Source organism: Nocardioides sp. B129/18 (assembly GCF_055282735.1).
Genome location: NZ_JBUZJI010000017.1, coordinates 38,336 through 58,509, shown reverse-complemented (window position 1 = coordinate 58,509; position 20,174 = coordinate 38,336). Strand labels below are relative to the sequence as shown.

Sequence of the window (20,174 nt, the reverse complement as noted above, 5' to 3'; positions counted from 1 at the left end):
GACCCCATGCCGCACGGCCCCGCCGAGGTGGGCGTCGGCCCGTGGCCCGGCGCCTGGCCCGAGGGCGAGCACTGGGATCCCGAGCTGCTCGCCCAGGGCGACCGACGCAACGTCGTCGACCGCTACCGCTACTGGCGCCTCGAGGCGATCGTCGCCGATCTCGACGGGCGGCGTCACGACTTCCACGTGGCCATCGAGAACTGGCAGCACGACTTCAACATCGGCACCATCGTGCGCAGCGCCAACGCCTTCCTCGCCGCCGAGGTGCACATCGTCGGGAACCGACGCTGGAACCGGCGCGGCGCGATGGTCACCGACCGCTACCAGCACGTGCGGCACCATCGCGACGTCGCGACCCTCGCCGCCTACCTGCACGAGCGCGACGTCGCCCTCTACGGCGTCGACAACCTGCCCGGATCGCTGCCGCTGGAGACCGCCGAGCTGCCGCGACGGGTGTGCCTGCTCTTCGGCCAGGAGGGTCCGGGGCTCTCCGAGCCGGCGCGGGAGGCCTGCGACGGCACCTTCTCCATCGCCCAGTTCGGCTCGACGCGCTCCATCAACGCCTCGGCGGCGGCCGCGATCGCCATGCACTCCTGGGTCCGGACGCACGTCGACCTCGGCACCGACGCCGCATGGCGCGGCGGCGGCCCGAGGTCGACGGACGAGCGCTGAGGCAGCGCTGGGTCAGCGCTTGGTGGGCTCGAAGCACACCAGGTTGAAGCTGCTCGCGGAGCGCTTCCAGGTGTTGTAGCGGCTGTAGCGGTAGTTCTTCACGTGCTTGCGGCAGGTGTAGCCGGCGCTGCGCATGTTCGCCGCGGTGGGCTTGCGGTAGACCACGGTCGCCCAGACGGCGCGGTGGGTGTGGCTGAGCACGCACGGACGGTCGGTCTCGCTGCCGCTGCGGCGCAGGCACCACGCCACCTCGTTCGGGATGCCGGACTTCAGGGTCGGGACCTTCACGGTGCTGGTGCGGCGCAGGTCGCCGTCCTGGTAGATCGAGGCGACACAGGAGACCCAGCGGGCGCCGGCGTCGATCTGGGCCTGCGTCGGCAGGAAGTTCCAGAACTGGTAGATCGATCGCAGGTTGCGAGAGACGTCGCCGCCGATGGTCGTCTTCTGGAAGGCCTGGCACTGGGAGTAGACCCACTTGCCGAAGTCGCGGGAGTCGAAGGTGAGCTGGTACTTCGCGGGCACCTTGGCCACGCCGAGCACCCACATGGTGTGCGTGGCGGTGCCGCAGTCGAAGGACTGCTTCTCGAGCGCCGGCTGCTCGCCGTCGGCGTAGGTGGCGTCGTAGCAGGAGCCGACGGCGGGCGCGCCGGTCAGCTGCGGGTCCTCGTCAGCCGCGCGGGCCGACTGAGCGGCTAGTCCGGCGACGAGGGTGAGAGAGGCCAGGCCGGCCAGGGCCAGGCCGGAGACGAGCGCGCGGCGCACCCGGCCAGGGCGCGTCACGGTGGTGCGAGGGGACATGGGGAGCCTTCCGAGGTCCAGATCCGAGAGATCCGAGAGAGGCCCGCGCGCACGAGGCGCGGGCTGGGGTCGAGGCGACGCTAGTGCCGCAGGGGGCATCGCGTCCGCGGAACGACGAGATCCTGACGGCGGGCGGGGACGCCCCCGCCCGCCGTCAGGATCGACGCCGTCGCGATCAGCGCCGGCAGGCGCGGGCCAGGTCCAGACGCCGCACCTGGCCGCGGTCGACGTAGACCTTGCTGGAGGCGCGCACCTTTCCATCGACCTCGCAGGTCAGCGTGTAGGCCTCGCGCGTGCCGGGCGTCCGGGCGGTGGTCGCGTCGTACTGGCCGACGACCACGGTGTGGCTCGGCGACACCGAGGTGTAGTTGAGCACCCGGACGACGTAGGTGCCCGGCGCGGCGTCGAGCACCTGGACGCTCTCGGGCGTCCCCGGCGCGTTGCCGGAGGTGCCGACCTCGGTGAGCGTGCCGTCGGCCTTCCTGCGGTAGACCGCCAGGTCGAGGTCGTCGGGCGTCGGCCAGGTGAGGTCGACCTTCAACACGTCGGTGGTGCGCTGGACGACGTACTCGTAGTCGGCCGTGCCGGTGACCGGGGTGAGCATGCCGCCCTCGAAGGTCTTCGTGGCGAACGGCGTGGCGGCGATCTTCTCGTAGGTGCGCGAGCGCACGACCGGGCGGGTCGAGGGGTTGACGATCCACGAGAACCGGCCGCTGGCGGGCACGGTGATCGAGGAGTCGACGAAGTCCCGGAAGGACGACGACCACGTGGGGGAGGAGAAGGTCTTGCGCAGGCGCAGGACCGCGCCGGCGGGCGCGCTGCCGGTCAGGACGCCCTGGTAGGTGGTGTCGACCGCGTGCTCGAGCGCGATCAGGTAGGCCTCGCGGTTGCCCCGGCCGGCGTAGCGGCCGGCGCCGCGGTACTCGTCGACGACCTCCGCGAACGGCGGGTGGAACTCGTTCGCGCCGATCTCGAAGGTGTAGCCGTAGCCGCCGGTGGCGTTGTAGGACCAGTCCTCGGTGGTGCCGGTGGTGTCGTAGAGCTGCCAGCCGTGGATGTTCTGGTAGCCGTTCTGGCGGGTCATCGCGGCGCCGAGGCGCTTGAGGCCGGCCTCGTCGGGTGCGTCGCCCACCGGGATGCCGTCGGGGCCGATCGTCGTCGGGGCGACGCCGTTGGGCCGCAGCACCAGGTTGGAGAAGGTGTGGTTGGAGATCAGCATCGTCACCTGGCGGCTGCGGACCAGCCGCTGGATGTTCTGGGTCTCCGGCTCGGAGAACGGAGCCGCGCCACGGTAGGTCGGGTCGGCCGCACCGGCGCCGACCTCGCCGACGTCCGGCGTCGTGGCCGCCGCGCCCGGACCGCCCCAGAAGCCGCCGTAGTTGCGGTTGAGGTCGACGCCGAGGCCGAAGCCACCGGGGCTGGTGAGCGTGGCCCGGCAGGTGCCGTCGGGGGTGTCGACGCCGTCGACGACGCGGCAGTTCTTGCGCTTGTAGGCCTGGCCGGGCGTGGCCAGCGTCGTGCCGGTGCCGTCGAGGGGGTCGGCGTCGTTGAGCTCGCGCAGGTCGACGACGTCGCCGTCGGTGCGGGAGAGGTCGAAGCCGTCGGCATTGACCACCGGCACCACGATCACGCGGGCGCGGTCGAGGAGGCGGGTGATGCGGCCGTCCTTGCCGTAGCTCTTCACCAGGTCGGTGGCGAACTCCATCGCCAGCTCGCCGGAGGGCCACTCGCGGGCGTGGTGCAGGCCCATCAGCAGGAACGTCGGACGGCCGGTGGCTCGGCGGCGCACGTCGCTGCCGATCTCGAGGCCGTGCACGGTCTTGCCGTCGAGGGTCCTCAGCGGCAGGGTGAGCTTCTTCGCGATCCGGGGGTGGGTCGAGGAGAGGGAGGTCATGTCGGCCTCGTAGTCGGCCAGGGTGCGGTAGGCCGTGCGGCCCGACGGCATCGGCGAGCGCGTGCGCGACGCGGCGTAGGCGGCGTCCAGGCGCTGCCGCTCGATCTCGCGCTCCACCAGGTCGGGGATGCGCACGGTCCAGGTGAAGCCGGCCGCCAGGAGGGCCTCCTTCTCGGCCGCGCTGTGGAGCACCACCTCGGCGTAGTCGTGGCCGGCGTGCTCGGTGAGGTCGAGGCCGAGCCGCTCGAGCCGGGTGCGGTCGGCGCGTCCGGCGGTGTCGACGGTGACCAGCGCGGGGCGGAACGCCTCGGCTGCGGTGCGCTCCTGGCGCTCGGCGCTGGCCTGCGCGAGCGGAAGGCCCAGGGTCAGGCCGGCCACCGCGGTGAGGGCGACGAGGCGGGTCAGGGCAGGGGGTCGTGGCATGGGGGTCTCCTCGCGGAGCGCCGGGGGAGGGGAGGGCTGGCCGGCGCGGGGATGGGGTGCCTGGACAACGCAGCACGTGACGCGGGGTCACGCGGGGTCACGGGATCGGCACGTAGCGCTCGTCACGCCGTGCTGGCCCGGGGTCTCCCCGGACGCCGGTCCGGGCAGCGCGGCCGGGCACTAGTCTGGGCGCCGTCGTCGACCCCGATCCCAGGAGCCTCCCGTGCCCATCGCCACCCCCGAGATCTACGCCGAGATGCTGGACGCCGCCAAGGCCGGCTCCTTCGCGTTCCCGGCCATCAACGTGTCGTCGTCGCAGACGCTGAACGCCGCCCTCAAGGGCTTCGCGGACGCCGGCTCCGACGGCATCATCCAGATCTCCACCGGTGGCGCGGAGTACCTGTCCGGCCCGTCGGTCAAGGACATGGTCACCGGCTCGGTCGCCTTCGCGGCCTACGCCGCCGAGGTCGCCAAGAGCTACCCGGTCAACATCGCGCTGCACACCGACCACTGCCCCAAGGACAAGCTCGACGGCTTCGTGCGTCCGCTGCTGGCCCTCTCCGCCGAGCGCGTCCAGCGCGGCGAGGCCCCGCTGTTCCAGTCGCACATGTGGGACGGCTCCGCGGTGCCGCTGGAGGAGAACCTGCTCATCGCCGAGGAGCTCCTCGAGAAGTCGATCGCCGCGAAGATCATCCTCGAGATCGAGGTGGGCGTCGTCGGCGGCGAGGAGGACGGCGTCGAGAACGAGATCAACGAGAAGCTCTACTCCACCCCCGAGGACGCCATCGCCACCGCGAAGGCGCTCGGCCACGGCGACCGCGGCTACTACATGACCGCGCTGACCTTCGGCAACGTGCACGGCGTCTACAAGCCCGGCGGCGTGAAGCTGCGTCCCTCGGTGCTCAAGGCCGCCCAGGAGGCCGTCGTCTCCGAGTTCGGCCTCGAGGCCGGCAGCAAGCCCTTCCACCTCGTCTTCCACGGCGGCTCGGGCTCCTCGGCCGAGGAGATCGCGGAGGCCGTGAGCTACGGCGTCGTGAAGATGAACATCGACACCGACACCCAGTACGCCTTCACCCGCCCGGTGGCCGCGCACATGTTCAGCAACTACGACGGCGTCCTCAAGGTCGACGGCGAGGTCGGCAACAAGAAGGCCTACGACCCCCGCGCCTGGGGCAAGGCCGCCGAGGCCGGCATGGCCGAGCGCATCGTCGAGGCCTGCCAGCACCTCAGCTCGGCGGGTCGCACGCTCTCGGCCTGATCACCCCCCGCGTCACGCGAACGCCGCCCCGGTCCTCCACGGACCGGGGCGGCGTTCGTCGTACGAGTGCGCTGGCGTCGGGCGGGTCAGCCGCCGTAGCCGGCGTGACGCGGGCGCTCGAAGAGCAGCGCCGCGGCGAGACCGGCGATCAGCACGACGGCCGGGAGCAGCATGGCCTGCGACATCGCGGTGGAGAAGCCCGAGGCGACGGCGTCGGGGAGCGCGACCCCGCCACCGGCGGCGTCCGGGCCGCGACCCTGGAAGGCGCCCAGGCCCTCGGCGGCCAGACGGGCGTCGATGAGCACGGCGATGGCCGCCGAGCCGAGCACCGCACCGACCTGACGGGTCGCGTTGTAGACGCCCGCTCCCGCGCCGGCCTGGTGGATGGGCAGGTTGCGGGTGGCGGTGGCGCTGTTGGGGGCCCAGATGAAGGCGTTGCCGATGCCGAGCAGGACCATCGGCGGCACCAGCCACCACAGGGAGTCCTCGGGCTTCATCTCCTGGGAGAGCCAGGCGATCGCGACGATGGCCGCGGCGAAGCCGAAGCCGGCGATGCGGCGCGGGTGGACGCGGTCGGTGAGACCGCCCACGAAGCGCGCCAGGACGATGGACATGATCGCCATCGGCACCAGCAGCAGCGCCGCGCGGGTGGGGCTCAGGCCGCGCACGACCTGCGCCCAGAGCATGAGCGGGAAGGCCAGCGCGGTGATCGCGAAGCCCATCGCGGTGATGGCGACGTTGGCCAGCGAGAAGTTGCGGTCGCGGAAGAGGCCCAGCGGCACGAGCGGCTCGCGGGTGTTGCGCGACTGCCAGTAGACGAACAGCGCGAAGACGATCAGGCCGGCGCCGATCATCGCCCAGATCCAGGCCGCCCAGCTCTTCTGCTGGCCCTCCTGGATGCCGAAGACGAGCAGGAACATGCCCGCGCCGCTGAGCACGACGCCGAGCCAGTCGAAGCGGTGCTGGCGGGTCTCCAGCGTCGGGACCAGGCGCCAGGCCAGCGCGAAGCCGACCATGCCGACGGGGATGTTGATGAAGAAGATCCACTCCCAGCCCAGCGCGTCGACCAGGACGCCGCCGAGGATCGGGCCCACGAGCGTGGCGACGCCGGCGGTGGCGCCCCACAGCGCCATCGCCTTGCCGCGGCGCTCGGCGGGGAAGATGCGGGTGATGATGGCCATCGTCTGCGGCGTGATCATCGCCGCGCCCAGGCCCTGGACCACGCGAGCGATGATCAGGCCCTCGACCGTGGTGGTGAGGCCGCACCACAGCGAGGCGAGGGTGAAGACCGTGAGCCCGATGAGGTAGAGGCGCTTGGGGCCGAAGCGGTCGCCGAGGCGTCCGGTGATGAGCACCGGGACGGCGTAGGCCAGCAGGTAGGCGCTGGTGACCCAGACGACGCTGTTCACGTCGGCGTCGAGGTCCTCGATGATCGCCGGGGTGGCCACCGAGACGATGGTGGAGTCGACGAGGATCATGAAGAAGCCCAGGCAGAGCGCGAACAGCGCCGGCCATGGGTCCTTCGTCGCAGGCTGCTCGGCGCCGCGGGCGGCGGCCGGTGCGGTGAGGTCCGAGGTCATGGCTGGACCCAACCACCGGGCGCCGACATTCCTTCCCCGGCTCACCCTCGCGGACAGCGCGGTGGGCCCGCGGAGCACAATGACGCCATGAGCCCTGTGGACCTGATGGCCGGCCCCCCGCCCACCCACCTCCCCGAGGACCCCGCCGCCGCCGAGCTGGCCGGTGGCGCCGCGCCGCGCACCGTCGTCCGGGCGCACCCGGAGTCGCCCTTCGCCTGGGCCGCCCTGGCCCAGGAGGCCGTCGACGCCGGGGCCGACGCCGTCGACGTCTACGCCTTCGCGCGCGTCGGCTACCACCGCTCGCTGGACTCCCTGCGCCGCAACGGCTGGAAGGGCCACGGCCCCGTCCCGTGGTCGCACGAGCCCAACCGCGGCTTCCTCACCTGCCTGGCCCTGCTCGCCAAGGCCGCCCGCGCCATCGGCGAGAGCGCCGAGCACGAGCGCTGCGCCGACTTCCTGGCCGACTCCAGCGCCGAGGCCTATGACGTGCTGATGGGCGGTCGCGGGGCCTGACGCGCCAGCCGCAGGAGGTCGGCTGCGATGCCCTCGGGTCGGCGGGCGGCAGGCCACACCGCCCGGAGCGCGCGGTCGAGGTCCAGGCCCTGCGTCGGCACCGCGACCAGCGTGCCGGCGGCGATCTCGGAGGCGACCGCGAGCTCGCTGAGCACCGCGACCGCCCCCTGTGCCGCGGCGGCCTTCACCGCTGCGGTGCTCGCCAGCTCCAGGTGCGAGGCTCCGAGCTCGAGACCGTGCAGCGCCAGTGCCCGCACCAGCGTCTCCCGCGTGCCGGAGCCTGCCTCGCGCAGCACGAGGTCGATGCCGACGAGGTCCGGAGCGCCCACCGGGCCCCGACGGCGCGCCCACGGATGCCCTGGCCCGGCGACCACCACGAGCGCGTCCCGCGCGACGATCGTGGAGTCGACCTCCCGCCCGGGCGGCGTCGGGCCCTCCACGAAGCCCAGCGGCACGCGTCCGGAGCGCACGGCGTCGACGACCTCGGCGGAGTTCGCGACCTCCAGGCGCACGTGGGCGTCAGGACGCAGGCGCCGCAGCCGAGCCAGCCACCCCGGTGCCAGGTGCTCGGCGACGGTGAGGCTCGCGACCACGTCGAGTCCACCGGCCTGCTCGCCGGCGAGAGCGGCGGCCCCCAGCGCGATCCGGTCCAGTGCGTCCAGGGCCTCGCGCGCCCAGGCGACGACGACCTCGCCCTGCGGCGTCAGTCGTGAGCCGCGGGGCCCGCGGGCGAGCAGGGTGAGGCCGAGGCGGCGTTCGAGGCGGGCGATCGCGCGGCTCGCCTGAGGCTGGGTGATCCCGACCACGCGAGCGGCGGCTCCCACCGAGCCGCCCTCGGCCGCGCGGACCACGAGCTCGAGGGCCAGCGGATCGGGTCGCTCGGTCATGATCACAGCGTATGACCACGTGGCCGGGCATGCGCTCTGCGCATGGGCTCAGGCTTGATGGCGGGGTACCGCGATCCCTGCGCTCGGCAGACCCTGGAGGCATGTCCGACGTGCTGCCTCGTTCCCTTCCCGGTCTCGGCCTCGCCCTGGGCGGAGGCGCTGTGGCGCTGCTCGTCCAAGCGCTGGTGCCGGGGCTGGGGGCCACGCTCGTCGCCGTGGTGCTCGGCCTGGCGATGGCGCTGGGGCCGACTCCTCCGGGGGCTCGACTGCGGCCGGGGCTCACGCTCGCCTCGCGGCGGGTGCTGCGGGTCGGTGTGGCGCTGCTCGGCCTGCAGCTCATGCTGGGCGACGTGCTGGCCCTCGGCTGGCCGATGCTGCTCGTCGTCCTGCTCGTGGTCGGAGGCGGGATCGCGGGGACGCTCGCGCTCGCCCGGGTCCTGCGGGTGCCGGACGACCTCGCCCTCCTGGTCGCGTGCGGGTTCTCGATCTGCGGTGCCGCGGCCGTCGGCGCGGTCGACGGCGTGCGGGGTGAGCGAGCCGATCGGGCGCGCGACACCGGCACCGCCGTGGCCCTCGTGGTGCTGCTCGGCAGCGTGTCGATGGTGGTGCTTCCGCTCCTCGCGCGCCTCGCCGGGCTCGACGAGGTCGCCGCCGGCGCCTGGGCGGGCGCGTCGGTCCAGGAGGTCGGTCAGGTGGTCGTCGCCGGTGGGCTGCTCGGCAGCGCGGCGGTGCCCGTCGCGCTCGCGGTCAAGCTCGCGCGTGTGGTGCTGCTGGCCCCGGTGCTCGCGGTCCTGACCGCTCGGCAGCGGCTCGATCGGTCCTCCGTCGCCGACGACGATGCCGCCCGCCGGCCGCCGCTGCTGCCCGGCTTCGTCGCCGTCTTCCTCGCGCTCGCCCTGACGCGGACCCTGCTGGACGTCCCCGCCGGCGTCCTGCACGCCTCCGGCACGGTCCAGGCGCTCGCCCTCGCCGCCGGCATGTTCGCCCTGGGCACCGGGCTCGACCGCGAGGCCCTGCGCCGCGCGGGTCGCCGTCCGATGCTGCTGGCCGCGCTCGCGACGGGCTGGGTGACCCTGCTGGCGCTCCCGGCCGTGGTGCTGGCCTGAGGGGCGCCCGCCTCAGGCCGGCGTGAGCAGACGCCGCACGGTGTCGGCGCCGAGGGCGACGAACAGCGTGGGCAGGCGCGGGCCACGCTCGGCGTCGACGAGCAGGTGGTAGAGGAGCGTGAAGAACCGCTTCTGGTCGGCCTTCACCTCCTCGGTGGGGGCGTCGTCGAGGCCCAGACCGCGGCCGAGCTTCGGGACTCCGTAGATCAGCGTGGTGACCTCGTCGAGGTCGAGCCGGTCGGGGAGCCGGTCGAGCAGGTTGCGCAGCCACAGCTCCTCGTCCTCGTCGAGCGCGGCCAGGCGCGCGGCGTCGGGCTCGGCGCGGACGGTGGTGCGCTCGTCCTCGGGGACGTACTCGCTCATCCAGGTCATCGCCCGACCCAGGCGCGGCTCGAGGTCGGCGACGTCGTCGTGCGGGTGCCCGACGTCGGCGACGATGCGGCCGATGAGCTCGGCGGAGCCGGCGGTGACGTCGGCGACCGACGACAGCAGGCGGAACGGGACGACGACCTTCGGCGTCGGCAGGGTGCCGGCGGCCGCGGTGGCCGAGGCCCGCTCCCAGGCGAGCACCTGGGCGTCACGGCGCGCGGGGTCGGCGGCCTTGCGGCCCAGGGAGTCCCACTCGTCGTAGAGCCGCACGACCTCGGGGCCGAAGTCGACGGTGAAGGCCTGCTTGGGCGCGCGCCGCACGTAGAGCCAGCGCAGCACCGGCGCCTCGAGGATCTGCAGGGCGTCGGCCGCGGTGGGGACGCCGCCGCGCGAGGACGACATCTTCACCTGGCCGCCCGCGCCGACGAAGGAGTAGCCGACGAACGACGGCGCGCGACCGCCGTAGAGCCGCACGAGGTCCTTGCCCACGGTGTAGGAGGAGCCGGGGCTGGCGTGGTCGACGCCGCCGGGCTCGAAGTCGACGCCCTCGAAGGCCCAGCGCATCGGCCAGTCGACCTTCCACACCAGCTTGCCCTCGTCCTGGGTGCGCAGGTTCGTGACGCCCTCGAAGCCGCACGCAGAGCAGGCGTAGGCGAGGTCGGTGGTGGCGTCGTCGTAGGAGACGGCGCGGGTGGTGTCGCGGCCGCACTGGCGGCAGTAGGGCTTGAAGGGGAACCGGGCGAGGTCGCCGGCCGACGCCCCGGAGCCCCCGGGCTCCTCGGGCGCCTCGGACTCCTCGGGCTCGTCGTCCTCGGCGGTCGACTCCTGCTCGGTGGCGCCGAGGTCGGCGGGCGCGGCCTCGGGCGCGGTCTTCTTGGTGCGGTAGCGGGAGAGCACCGCCTCGATCTCGGCGCGCCGCTCGACGGCCAGCAGGATCTGCTCGCGGTAGGCGCCCGCGCGGTACATCTCGGTCTGGGAGACCTCCTCCATCTCCACGCCCATCTCCGCGAGCGAGCGCTGGAGCGGCTCCTTGAAGTGCTCGGCCCAGGACTCGTGGCAGTCCCACGGGTCGGGGACGGCGGAGAGCGGGCGCCCGATGTGCTCGCTCCAGGACGGGTCGACGCCGGCAGGCACCTTGCGGAACCGGTCGTAGTCGTCCCAGCTGTGGAGGTGGCGGACGGGCAGCCCGCGGCGGCGGATCTCCTCGGCGACGAAGTGCACGGTGAGGAACTCCCGCAGGTTGCCCAGGTGCACCGGCCCGGACGGGCTGGCGCCGGACGCGCAGGTGATCACCTGGCCGGGCGCGAGCTCGCCGGCGTGGCGGATGGCGTCGTCGGCGGCGCGGGTGACCCAGTCGCTCGGCTCCTGCCTCGACCTCTGCTTCGGCTTCCGCTCGACCCCCGGCTGCGGCTGGTCGGGGGGAGCGGGGCGGTCGGCGGATCCGTCGGACATGCCGAGAACGCTAGCCGAGCGGCTCCGCCGTCACGAACGCACCGCTACCCTGCGGGCATGCCCGCACAGGCACACTCCGTGATCTCGGCCCTGGGGTTCCCCCGCGCGGTCGCGCGCCTCTACGAGCAGGTCCGCCACCTCTCCGGGCGTCCGGTCGACGCCATCGCCACGGTGCTTCTGCGCACGCCCGAGGAGCTGCGCCGCGACCTCGCGGCCCTCGTCGACGGCGGCCTGGCCTCCATCGACGACGACGACGTCGTGCGGGTGCTGCCCCCGGCCGAGGCGGTGTCGGTGGTGCTGCGCGACGCCGCCGGCAGCGCCGCGTCGGCCCATCGGCGCCTCGAGGACGTCGTCCGCGCCATCCCGTTCCTGAGCACCGCGCCGGTGCGTCCGGCCAACCAGGACGCCGGCGACCTCGTGCCCCTCGACGGCGAGATCAGCAGCGGCGGCGACACCGTCGCGCTGCTGCGTCGTCTGCTGCTGGAGGCCAGCGGCGACGTCCTGTGGCTGCGGCCCGACCAGTTCCGGCTGCCGCACGAGGACGCGATGGCCCAGATCGTCTCCGAGATCGTCGCGACGGGACGCCGCTCGCGGGCGCTCTACCCGGTGCGGGCGATCACCGAGGCCCCGGCCACGATCGAGCACCGGGTCGCGGTCGGCGAGGAGGTCCGCCTGCTGCCCTCGCTGCCGACGCGGATGATCGTCGTCGGCACCAGCCACGTCGTGCTGCCCGAGCCGCTCGGCTTCGAGGCCGAGCCCCGCTCGCTGATCCGCCAGCGCGGCCTGGTGCAGGCCATGACGCTGTGGTTCGAGGCGCTGTGGGAGCGCGCCACCCCGCTGCCGGGCCCCTCGGAGAGCGGCGAGCGCCACGACCTGCGGGTCTTCATCCTCCAGCAGCTGGCCGCCGGCGCCCAGGACGAGCAGATCGCGCGCCTGCTGGGCATCAGCCTGCGCACGGTGCGCCGCCGCGTCGCCGACGTCATGGCCGACCTCGGCGCGGAGTCGCGGTTCCAGGCCGGCGTCGAGGCGGTCCGGCGCGGCTGGCTCTGACCGCTACGGGGCCGGCGGCAGCAGCATCGAGTAGGCGCCCGGCTCGACCCGCCAGGAGCGGTGCCGCTCGGGGCCGTAGATCTCGCCGTCGGCGCTGCACCAGAACTGCTCGCCGGAGACGCTGACCGCGCGGGCGCGGCCGGTCCACACGTCGTCACGCTCGGGGTGGCGGCCCAGCACCAGCCCGGCGACGTAGCCGACGCGGGCGGCGGGGCCGGTGGCGAAGGAGACGAGGACGTCGAGGCGGCCGTCCTCGGGGTCGGCGCCCGGCGTGAGCGCCGTGCCGCCGCCGACGTTCGGGGCGTTGGCCACCGACACCATCAGCACCGGCCGGTCGAGGTCGGCGACGACGACGCCGTCGACCTCCACCCGCAGCCGCACCTGCGGCTCGTCGAGGGCGGTCATCAGCGCGCCGATCGGGTAGCCGAGCCTCTTCAGGCTCACCGGCCCCAGCCGCACCTGGCCGAGGCGGTCCTTCCAGCGGGCGCCGCGCCGGCTGGCCTGCGCCCCGGCCCCGGCGTGCACCTGGTTGACGACGACCTCGCCGACCTCGTCGACGATGAGGTCGACGGGGCGCACCTCGCCGTCGAGCACGACGCGCGCCGCGCCCTCGGGGTCCAGCGGCAGGCCCTGCCCGCGGGCGAAGTCGTTGCCGGTGCCCAGCGGCAGCAGGCCCAGGACGCGGTCGGCGAGCTCGTGGCGCCGGTGCAGCGCGGCCACCACGGCGTGCAGGCTGCCGTCGCCGCCGGCCACGACGATGCGCCGCGAGCCTGCCCGGTGCAGGACGCCGTTGAGCTCGCCGGCGTCGCTGGTGGCGGCCACCTCCACCGAGGTCCCCTCGCGCAGGACCGCGAGGGCGCGGTCGAGCACGACGTCGTCGCCGCTGCCGGCGTCGGCGTTCTTGATGACGAGGAGGGGCTCCACGGGCGGAGACTACCGAGCCCGTGCCGGTCCGTCCCTCGTCCGCTCAGGGGGCCCGGGCCGCGACCTTGGTATCCTCGGGCCGCAAGAGGCCCCGACGCGCTTGCGCCCGGGGTCTCCTGCGTTCTCCGGCCCCGTGCGTCCGCCATCCCCGGCAGGGGCCGACCGCTGTCGAACGAGGAGTGATCCATGCCTGCCATCGCCATCATCGGAGCCCAGTGGGGCGACGAGGGGAAGGGCAAGGCCACCGACCTGCTCGGCTCCAGCGTCGACTACGTGGTGAAGTTCAACGGCGGCAACAACGCGGGCCACACCGTGGTCATCGGGCAGCCCGACGGCAGCCAGGAGAAGTACGCGCTGCACCTGCTGCCCAGCGGCATCCTCACCCCCGGCTGCACGCCGGTCATCGGCAACGGCGTCGTCGTCGACCTCCGGGTGCTGTTCGAGGAGATCGAGGGCCTCGAGGCGCGCGGCGTCGACACCTCCAAGCTCGTCGTGAGCGCCAGCGCCCACGTCATCGCCGACTACAACCGCACCCTCGACAAGATCACCGAGCGGTTCCTCGGCTCGCGTCGTCTCGGCACGACCGGCCGGGGCATCGGCCCCACCTACGCCGACAAGATGAACCGCATCGGCATCCGCGTGCAGGACATCTTCGACGAGTCGATCCTGCGTCAGAAGGTCGAGGGCGCCCTCGAGCTCAAGGGCCAGGTGCTGGCCAAGATCTACAACCGGCGCGCGCCCTCGGTCGACGACACCGTCGCCGAGCTGCTGCAGTACGCCGACCGCCTGCGTCCGATGGTGGCCGACACCGGCCTGCTGCTGAACCAGGCGCTGGACCGCCAGGAGACCGTCCTCCTCGAGGCCGGCCAGGCGACCCTCCTCGACGTCGACCACGGCACCTACCCGTTCGTGACGTCGTCCTCGGCCACCGCGGGCGGCGCCTGCACCGGCTCGGGCATCCCGCCGACGCGCCTGGACCAGGTCATCGGCATCGTCAAGGCCTACACCACCCGCGTCGGCGAGGGCCCGTTCCCCACGGAGCTCTTCGACGACGCCGGCGAGCACCTGCGCAAGGTCGGCGCCGAGTACGGCACCACCACGGGCCGGCCGCGTCGCTGCGGCTGGTACGACGCCGTCATCGCCCGCTACGCCGCGCGGGTCAACGGCGTCACCGACTTCGTGCTCACCAAGCTCGACGTCCTCACCGGCCTGGAGCAGGTGCCGGTCTGCGTGGCCTACGACGTCGGCGGCGTGCGCCACGACGAGATGCCGGTCAACCAGTCCGACTTCCACCACGCCACCCCGATCTTCGAGTACCTCCCCGGCTGGTGGGAGGACATCTCCGAGGCGCGCACCTTCGAGGACCTCCCGAAGAACGCGCAGGACTACGTGCTGGCCGTCGAGCAGCTCTCCGGCGCGCGGATCTCCGCGATCGGCGTCGGCCCCTCGCGCGCCGCCACCGTGGTCCGCCACCCGCTCATCTGATCCCGACCCGCCTGTTCCCGATCCGCCTGAACCGCAGGAGCCCCGCGTGAAGATCCTCGTCCTCGGCACCGGCGGGCGCGAGCACGCCCTGGCGCTGGCGCTCTCCCGCGACCCCGGCGTCACCGAGCTCCACGCGGCGCCGGGCAACCCCGGCATCGGCGCGCTCGCCACGCTGCACGACGTCGACCCGATGGATGGCGCCGCCGTGGCCGCGCTCGCCGCCGACCTCGGCGTCGACCTCGTCGTCGTGGGCCCCGAGGCCCCGCTGGTGGCCGGCGTCGCCGACGCCGTGCGCGCTGCGGGCGTCGCGGTGTTCGGCCCGTCGGGCGAGGCGGCGCGGCTCGAGGGCTCGAAGGCGTTCGCCAAGGACGTCATGGCCGCCGCCGGCGTGCCCACCGCCGGCGCGCGGATCTGCACCACGCCCGAGGAGGTCGCCGCCGCGTTCGACGCCTTCGGCGCCCCGCACGTCGTCAAGGACGACGCCCTGGCCGCGGGCAAGGGCGTCGTGGTCACCAACGACCGCGACGAGGCGCTGGCGCACGCCGCGTCCTGCGCGCGGGTGGTGGTCGAGGAGTTCCTCGACGGTCCCGAGGTCTCGCTGTTCGTCGTCTGCGACGGCGAGCGCGGGCGTCCGCTGCAGCCGGCCCAGGACTTCAAGCGCATCCTCGACGGCGGCCGCGGCCCCAACACCGGCGGCATGGGCTCCTACACGCCGCTCACCTGGACCGATCCCGACCTCACCGCCACGGTGATGGCGCAGGTCGTCGAGCCCACGCTGGCCGAGATGGCGCGCCGCGGCGTGCCGTTCGTCGGCTGCCTCTACGTCGGCCTCGCGCTGACGGCCTCCGGGCCCCGGGTCATCGAGTTCAACGTCCGCTTCGGCGACCCCGACGTCCAGCCGGTGCTGGCCGTCCTGGAGTCGCCGCTGGGCGCGCTGCTGCACGCCGCTGCCCAGGGCCGCCTCCACGAGGTCGAGGCGCCCCGGTTCGCCGACGCCGCCGCCGTCTCGGTCGTGCTCGCCTCCGCGGGCTACCCCGAGTCGTCGTCGAAGGGCGACGTCATCACCGGCGTCGAGGCCGCGGCCGCCACCGCCGACGTCATCCACGCCGGCACCGCGCTCGTCGACGGCGAGCTCGTCACCGCCGGCGGCCGGGTGCTCGCGGTCCGCGCCGTGGGCGCCGACGTCGCCGAGGCCCGCGCCCGGGCGTACGCCGCCGCCGATCACATCGCCTTCGCCGGCCAGCAGCGCCGCTCCGACATCGCCGCCGAGCCGCTCGGCGTCGTCGAGGGCGCCTCGCTGCGCTGAGCCGCAGCCTCCGATCCCGATACCCACGCGACATCCCGAACCGAGGTACCCCGTGAGCGTCCCCAACGTCCTGGCCACCCGCTACGCCGGCGCCGATCTCGCCGAGATCTGGAGCCCCGAGCACAAGATCCGCCTCGAGCGGCAGCTGTGGATCGCGGTGCTCAAGGCCCAGCGCGACCTCGGCATCGAGGTGCCCGACGGCGTCGTCGAGGCCTACGAGGCCGTCGTCGATCAGGTCGACCTCGCCTCGATCGCCGCGCGCGAGCGGGTCACCCGCCACGACGTGAAGGCCCGCATCGAGGAGTTCTGCGCGCTCGCCGGGCACGAGCACATCCACAAGGGCATGACCTCGCGCGACCTCACCGAGAACGTCGAGCAGCTGCAGGTGCGCCAGTCGCTGGCCCTGCTGCGCGACCGCGGCGTCGCCACCCTCGCCCGCCTCGCCCGCCTGGCCGCCGAGCACGAGACCACCGTCATGGCCGGCCGCTCGCACAACGTCGCCGCGCAGGCCACCACGCTGGGCAAGCGGTTCGCCACGATCGCCGACGAGATGCTCATCGCCCTCGAGCGCGTCGAGGAGCTGCTGGCCCGCTACCCGCTGCGCGGCATCAAGGGCCCCATGGGCACCGCCCAGGACATGCTCGACCTCCTCGACGGCGACGAGGCCCGTCTCGCCGACCTCGAGCAGCGCGTCGCCGCCCACCTCGGGTTCGTCCGGGTGCTCACGAGCGTCGGCCAGGTCTACCCCCGCTCGCTGGACTTCGACGTGCTCTCCGCGCTCGTGCAGCTCGTCGCCGGCCCGTCGAACCTCGCCACCACGGTGCGCCTCATGGCCGGCATCGAGCTGGTCACCGAGGGCTTCAAGGAGGGCCAGGTCGGCTCCTCGGCGATGCCGCACAAGATGAACACCCGCTCCTGCGAGCGCGTCAACGGCCTGGCCGTCGTCGTCCGCGGCTACCTCTCGATGGTCGGCGAGCTCGCCGGCGACCAGTGGAACGAGGGCGACGTCTCCTGCTCGGTCGTGCGCCGCGTCGCGCTGCCCGACGCCTTCTTCGCCGCCGACGGCCTCTTCCAGACCTTCCTCACCGTGCTCGACGAGTTCGGCGCGTTCCCGGCCGTCATCCAGCGCGAGCTCGACCGCTACCTGCCGTTCCTGGCCACCACCAAGGTGCTGATGAGCGCGGTGCGCAACGGCGTCGGACGCGAGTCGGCCCACGAGGCCATCAAGGAGCACGCGGTCGGCGTCGCACTCGAGATGCGCCAGGGCCTGGCCGTCAACGACCTCTTCGAGCGACTCGCCGCCGACGAGCGTCTCGGCCTGACCCGCGCCCAGATCGACGCGCTGGTCGCCGAGCCGATCGCCTTCACCGGTGCCGCCGTCGCCCAGACCCAGGAGGTCTGCCGCCGGGTCGCCGAGCTGGTGTCGCGGCACCCCGAGGCGGCGTCCTACAGCCCCGGCGACATCCTCTAGTCCGGTCTCAGCCGGCCGCTGCGTCGAGCCGCCACACCGAGACGGTGCTGGTGGACGACGCCGTCACCGGCGTGCCGTGCCAGTCGGCGTGGCGCGACTCCAGGGTCATCCCGGCCAGGCGGGCCATCAGGTCCATCTCGGCCGGCCACACGTAGCGGAAGCGGCCGGTGCCGTAGCGGGCGGTGCCGTCGGCCGTGCCCGTGCCGTCCGAGTCGGGGTCGGTGCGGTAGTGGTGGGAGATCACCGACTGCGTGACGACGTCGATCTCGTCGACCACCTGATGTCCGGGGCCGTGGCTCTCGACCACCAGGCCGCCGGAGAGCCGCTGCAGCGACGGGATCCACATCTCGACGACGAACCGCCCGCCCGGACGCAGGTGGCGGGCGGCGTTCGCGAAGGCCGCCACCTGCTCGTCCTGACGTCGGAGGTTGCCGAGGGTGTTGAAGACCAGCACCACCAGCGACGCCGTGCCGGGCTCGCCGACCGTGGCCGAGGCCATGTCGCCGATCGTCACCTCCAGCGCCTCCCCGCCGGGCTTCTCGCGCAGCCGCTCCACCATCGGGGCCGACAGCTCGATGCCGCGCACCGTCAGGCCACGCGCTGCCAGCGGGAGTGCGATGCGGCCGGTGCCGATCGCCAGCTCGACGACCTCGCCGCCCTCGGCGAGCGCCTCGAGACGGTCGATCGTCGGGTCGAGCACGTCCGGCTCGAACATCGGGGCGTGGTCGTCGTCGTAGCGCTGCGCGGTGTCGGCGTCCCAGAGATCGCTGCTGGTCACGCTCCCGAGCCTGCCCTGCGCCAAGCCACCCCGTCGACCGCTTGTCGCTACGCGCTGGCCTCGCGCGGGACGCTGAGGCGCGGGATGCCGCCGAGGCCGAGGCGGTAGCGCAGCCGGTCGCCGTAGGTCTCCAGGGCGTCCCACAGCTCGCGGTGCGCGGCCCAGGGCAGCGGCTCCGAGCCGCGCTGCCAGGTCTCGCCGAAGGCGATCCACACCGGCACGAAGTGGGCGGCGTCGTCCCAGGCGCCGCGCTTGGCGGCCAGCATCCGGCGGCGGATCTGGAACGCGGCACGCGGCCCGTCGACGTGCACCGGCGCGGTGGCCACCGGCCATACCCACAGATCGAGGGAGCCGAGGTGCACCTCGAGGTCGCGCAGCACCGACGGGTCGACCAGGACGGTCGCCACGTTCTCGTGCGGTTCGCGACGCATGGCCCCACGCTCTCCGGCGATCCTCGAGGAGTCAAGGCGCACGTCCAGCCCACGGCCGAGACGGCCGCGGGCTGGGGTGCTGGTGGTGGTTGAGCGAGGTGTCAGGGTGCTGGGGTCTCGACCACCGGCGGCGGCCCACCGACGCGGCGGTCCAGACGACCGCTCTCGTGGCTGCGCCTCTCAGGGCGAGGACGACCCGGAGGCCGCCGCCGGAGAGGGCCCCCCAGCGACCCGCAGGAGGATCACGCCCGCCGCAGGTCCAGCCGCCACGATCGCACCGCCATCGCCCAGGCGAGCAGCAGCAGCCCCGCGCCGACGAGCAGGGCGACGCGGATGGCGGCGTCGGCGGAGTGCGAGCCGAGGACGCCCTCGTAGGCGGTGACGAGCACCGCGGCGCCGATGGAGGCGCCGATGCGCTGGCCGGTCTGCACCGCACCGCCCGCGGCGCCGCCCATGCGCGGCGGCACCTCGGCGAGGGTGAGGGTGAAGTTGGGGGAGACGACCGCGCCGGAGCCGAGGCCCGCGATCAGCAGCAGCGGCGCGAGCCAGGGCCAGAGCGGGTCGCGGCCGATGGCGAGGAACGCAGTGGCGAGGATGCCCAGGATCATCACGGTGAGCGCGATGACCGTGATGACGCGGCCGCGATCGGAGACGAAGCGGGCGGCGAGCGGGGAGCCGGCCGAGGAGCCGACGGCGAACGGCACGATCAGCAGCGCGGCCTGCAGCGGCGTGCGTCCGAGCTCGTTCTGCAGGTAGAGCGAGAGCACGAGCAGCAGTCCGGTGAAGCCGGTGAAGAAGAGGGCCCCGACCGCGAGGCCGTTGAGGTAGCCGGGCAGCCGCCCGAGCAGCTCGAGGTCGAGCAGCGGCGGGTGCCCGCGGCGGGCGGTGCGCCGCTCCCAGGCGACGAAGCCCCAGGCGGCGATCGGCACGCCGATCAGCAGCACCAGCGGCCCGTGGACGCCGGCCTCCAGGCGCACCACGGGGTACAGCAGGCACAGGACGGTGACGCCGAGCAGAGCAGCCCCGACGACGTCGATGCGGGCGTCGGGACGCGAGCCGTCGGCGGCGCGGGGCCGGGCCGGCACCATGACGACGACGGCCACGAGCGCCACGATGCCGATCGGCACGTTGACCAGGAACAGGTACCGCCAGCCGGAGCCCTCCCCGGCGAGCGCGAGGATCAGCCCGCCGATCACCGGCCCGGTGGCCGAGGCGGCCGACACGGTGAAGCCGAACAGGCCGAAGGCGGTCGCGCGCTCGCGGCCGGTGAACAGCTGTTGGATGAGGCCGGAGTTCTGCGGCGTCAGCAGGCCGGCGCTCGCACCCTGCAGCAGCCGGGCGACGACGACGAGCTCGGCGGTGGGCGCCAGGCCGACGGCGGCGCTGGTGAGGACGAACAGCGAGAGGCCCACCAGCATCAGCCGGCGCCGACCGTAGGCGTCGCCCAGCCTGCCGCCGGCGACGAGCACCAGCCCGAACGCCAGCGCATAGCCGGAGACGACCCACTGGATGGTGCCGGTGGTGGTGTCGAGGCCCCGCTGCATCGAGGGGATCGCGACGTTGACGATCGAGACGTCGAGCAGCGCCATGAAGCCGATGACCAGCGAGACGCCGAGGATCCGCCAGCGCCGGGGATGCGGCGCGTCGGGTGCCGGAGCGGGGGCAGGGGCCGGGGTCTCGACGTGCTCGCTCACGTCCACCACTCTGCCTCGCGACGCGCGCGTCCACGCATCCGGAGGGGTTGTCCGGAACCGATCCGCGCCCGATCCGGATCGGG

At 73.8% G+C, this 20,174-nt stretch carries 17 protein-coding genes; 8 read left to right on the top strand and 9 right to left on the bottom strand.

All coding sequences use genetic code 11. The features are described 5' to 3' along the window. Window positions 1-6 precede the first annotated feature (6 nt). On the top strand, window positions 7-672 hold the full coding sequence (locus ACZDWJ_RS12965; protein WP_463521414.1) for a TrmH family RNA methyltransferase: 666 nt from the start codon (window positions 7-9) through the stop codon (window positions 670-672). A 12-nt stretch (window positions 673-684) separates the two neighbouring features. Here the strand turns inward: ACZDWJ_RS12965 and ACZDWJ_RS12960 are convergent, their stop codons facing one another. Continuing rightward, window positions 685-1,470, bottom strand: a complete 786-nt coding sequence (locus ACZDWJ_RS12960) for a hypothetical protein (RefSeq protein WP_463521379.1) — start codon at window positions 1,468-1,470, stop codon at window positions 685-687. Between the two features lie 175 nt (window positions 1,471-1,645). Beyond that, window positions 1,646-3,787 carry a M14 family zinc carboxypeptidase gene (locus tag ACZDWJ_RS12955; protein WP_463521378.1) on the bottom strand — a complete coding sequence of 714 codons (2,142 nt, stop codon included), beginning with the start codon at window positions 3,785-3,787 and terminating at the stop codon, window positions 1,646-1,648. 223 nt (window positions 3,788-4,010) lie between these two features. On the opposite strand from ACZDWJ_RS12955, the gene fbaA reads away from it, so the two are divergent. Then, window positions 4,011-5,045, top strand: coding sequence for a class II fructose-bisphosphate aldolase (fbaA, locus tag ACZDWJ_RS12950; RefSeq protein ID WP_463521377.1), 1,035 nt, complete (start codon window positions 4,011-4,013; stop codon window positions 5,043-5,045). A gap of 86 nt (window positions 5,046-5,131) precedes the next feature. Here fbaA and ACZDWJ_RS12945 read toward each other — a convergent pair whose 3' ends face one another. Beyond that, the gene (locus ACZDWJ_RS12945) at window positions 5,132-6,625 is read right to left on the bottom strand and encodes a DHA2 family efflux MFS transporter permease subunit (RefSeq protein WP_463521376.1); all 1,494 of its coding nucleotides are present in this window, start codon (window positions 6,623-6,625) and stop codon (window positions 5,132-5,134) included. Between the two features lie 87 nt (window positions 6,626-6,712). Here ACZDWJ_RS12945 and ACZDWJ_RS12940 point away from each other — a divergent pair, with 87 nt between their 5' ends. After that, complete coding sequence (locus ACZDWJ_RS12940) at window positions 6,713-7,138, top strand: DUF3151 domain-containing protein (RefSeq protein ID WP_463521375.1); 426 nt, start codon at window positions 6,713-6,715, stop codon at window positions 7,136-7,138. Here the strand turns inward: ACZDWJ_RS12940 and ACZDWJ_RS12935 are convergent. Further along, window positions 7,105-8,025, bottom strand: a complete 921-nt coding sequence (locus ACZDWJ_RS12935; protein WP_463521374.1) for a LysR family transcriptional regulator — start codon at window positions 8,023-8,025, stop codon at window positions 7,105-7,107. The genes ACZDWJ_RS12940 and ACZDWJ_RS12935 overlap by 34 nt on opposite strands. Before the next feature lie 101 nt (window positions 8,026-8,126). On the opposite strand from ACZDWJ_RS12935, the gene ACZDWJ_RS12930 reads away from it, so the two are divergent. Further along, complete coding sequence (locus ACZDWJ_RS12930; protein ID WP_463521373.1) at window positions 8,127-9,131, top strand: YeiH family protein; 1,005 nt, start codon at window positions 8,127-8,129, stop codon at window positions 9,129-9,131. Window positions 9,132-9,143: 12 nt separating this feature from the next. Here ACZDWJ_RS12930 and lysS read toward each other — a convergent pair whose 3' ends face one another. Further along, the gene (gene lysS, locus ACZDWJ_RS12925; RefSeq protein WP_463521372.1) at window positions 9,144-10,952 is read right to left on the bottom strand and encodes a lysine--tRNA ligase; all 1,809 of its coding nucleotides are present in this window, start codon (window positions 10,950-10,952) and stop codon (window positions 9,144-9,146) included. A 57-nt stretch (window positions 10,953-11,009) separates the two neighbouring features. Here lysS and ACZDWJ_RS12920 point away from each other — a divergent pair, with 57 nt between their 5' ends. Then, window positions 11,010-12,002, top strand: coding sequence for a helix-turn-helix transcriptional regulator (locus tag ACZDWJ_RS12920; RefSeq protein ID WP_463521371.1), 993 nt, complete (start codon window positions 11,010-11,012; stop codon window positions 12,000-12,002). A 3-nt stretch (window positions 12,003-12,005) separates the two neighbouring features. Here ACZDWJ_RS12920 and ACZDWJ_RS12915 read toward each other — a convergent pair whose 3' ends face one another. Further along, window positions 12,006-12,926 (bottom strand): diacylglycerol/lipid kinase family protein, encoded by a 921-nt coding sequence (locus tag ACZDWJ_RS12915; RefSeq protein WP_463521370.1) that lies wholly within the window; start codon window positions 12,924-12,926, stop codon window positions 12,006-12,008. 186 nt (window positions 12,927-13,112) lie between these two features. Here ACZDWJ_RS12915 and ACZDWJ_RS12910 point away from each other — a divergent pair, with 186 nt between their 5' ends. The 3 genes from ACZDWJ_RS12910 to purB are packed head-to-tail and all read left to right on the top strand — an operon-like array spanning window position 13,113 to window position 17,188. After that, the gene (locus ACZDWJ_RS12910) at window positions 13,113-14,411 is read left to right on the top strand and encodes an adenylosuccinate synthase (protein WP_463521369.1); all 1,299 of its coding nucleotides are present in this window, start codon (window positions 13,113-13,115) and stop codon (window positions 14,409-14,411) included. Window positions 14,412-14,457: 46 nt separating this feature from the next. Beyond that, window positions 14,458-15,717 carry a phosphoribosylamine--glycine ligase gene (gene purD, locus ACZDWJ_RS12905; RefSeq protein ID WP_463521368.1) on the top strand — a complete coding sequence of 420 codons (1,260 nt, stop codon included), beginning with the start codon at window positions 14,458-14,460 and terminating at the stop codon, window positions 15,715-15,717. 52 nt (window positions 15,718-15,769) lie between these two features. Further along, window positions 15,770-17,188: an adenylosuccinate lyase gene (gene purB, locus ACZDWJ_RS12900; RefSeq protein WP_463521367.1), complete on the top strand. Its 1,419-nt coding sequence runs from the start codon at window positions 15,770-15,772 to the stop codon at window positions 17,186-17,188. Between the two features lie 7 nt (window positions 17,189-17,195). Here purB and ACZDWJ_RS12895 read toward each other — a convergent pair whose 3' ends face one another. From ACZDWJ_RS12895 to ACZDWJ_RS12885, 3 genes are all read right to left on the bottom strand, one after another. After that, window positions 17,196-17,966, bottom strand: a complete 771-nt coding sequence (locus tag ACZDWJ_RS12895) for a class I SAM-dependent DNA methyltransferase (protein ID WP_463521366.1) — start codon at window positions 17,964-17,966, stop codon at window positions 17,196-17,198. A 47-nt stretch (window positions 17,967-18,013) separates the two neighbouring features. Next, on the bottom strand, window positions 18,014-18,397 hold the full coding sequence (locus tag ACZDWJ_RS12890) for a hypothetical protein (RefSeq protein ID WP_463521365.1): 384 nt from the start codon (window positions 18,395-18,397) through the stop codon (window positions 18,014-18,016). Between the two features lie 242 nt (window positions 18,398-18,639). Beyond that, entirely contained in the window at window positions 18,640-20,091 is a 1,452-nt protein-coding gene (locus tag ACZDWJ_RS12885; protein ID WP_463521364.1) for an MFS transporter, read from the bottom strand. Window positions 20,092-20,174 lie beyond the last annotated feature (83 nt).

Excerpts from the sequence above, each read along its gene's own strand:
- ACZDWJ_RS12965 (WP_463521414.1), top strand. The coding sequence starts at position 7 with ATGCCGCACGGCCCCGCCGAGGTGGGCGTCGGCCCGTGGCCCGGCGCC.
- ACZDWJ_RS12960 (WP_463521379.1), bottom strand. The coding sequence starts at position 1,470 with ATGTCCCCTCGCACCACCGTGACGCGCCCTGGCCGGGTGCGCCGCGCG.
- ACZDWJ_RS12955 (WP_463521378.1), bottom strand. The coding sequence starts at position 3,787 with ATGCCACGACCCCCTGCCCTGACCCGCCTCGTCGCCCTCACCGCGGTG.
- ACZDWJ_RS12945 (WP_463521376.1), bottom strand. The coding sequence starts at position 6,625 with ATGACCTCGGACCTCACCGCACCGGCCGCCGCCCGCGGCGCCGAGCAG.
- ACZDWJ_RS12940 (WP_463521375.1), top strand. The coding sequence starts at position 6,713 with ATGAGCCCTGTGGACCTGATGGCCGGCCCCCCGCCCACCCACCTCCCC.
- ACZDWJ_RS12935 (WP_463521374.1), bottom strand. The coding sequence starts at position 8,025 with ATGACCGAGCGACCCGATCCGCTGGCCCTCGAGCTCGTGGTCCGCGCG.
- ACZDWJ_RS12930 (WP_463521373.1), top strand. The coding sequence starts at position 8,127 with ATGTCCGACGTGCTGCCTCGTTCCCTTCCCGGTCTCGGCCTCGCCCTG.
- lysS (WP_463521372.1), bottom strand. The coding sequence starts at position 10,952 with ATGTCCGACGGATCCGCCGACCGCCCCGCTCCCCCCGACCAGCCGCAG.
- ACZDWJ_RS12920 (WP_463521371.1), top strand. The coding sequence starts at position 11,010 with ATGCCCGCACAGGCACACTCCGTGATCTCGGCCCTGGGGTTCCCCCGC.
- ACZDWJ_RS12910 (WP_463521369.1), top strand. The coding sequence starts at position 13,113 with ATGCCTGCCATCGCCATCATCGGAGCCCAGTGGGGCGACGAGGGGAAG.
- ACZDWJ_RS12890 (WP_463521365.1), bottom strand. The coding sequence starts at position 18,397 with ATGCGTCGCGAACCGCACGAGAACGTGGCGACCGTCCTGGTCGACCCG.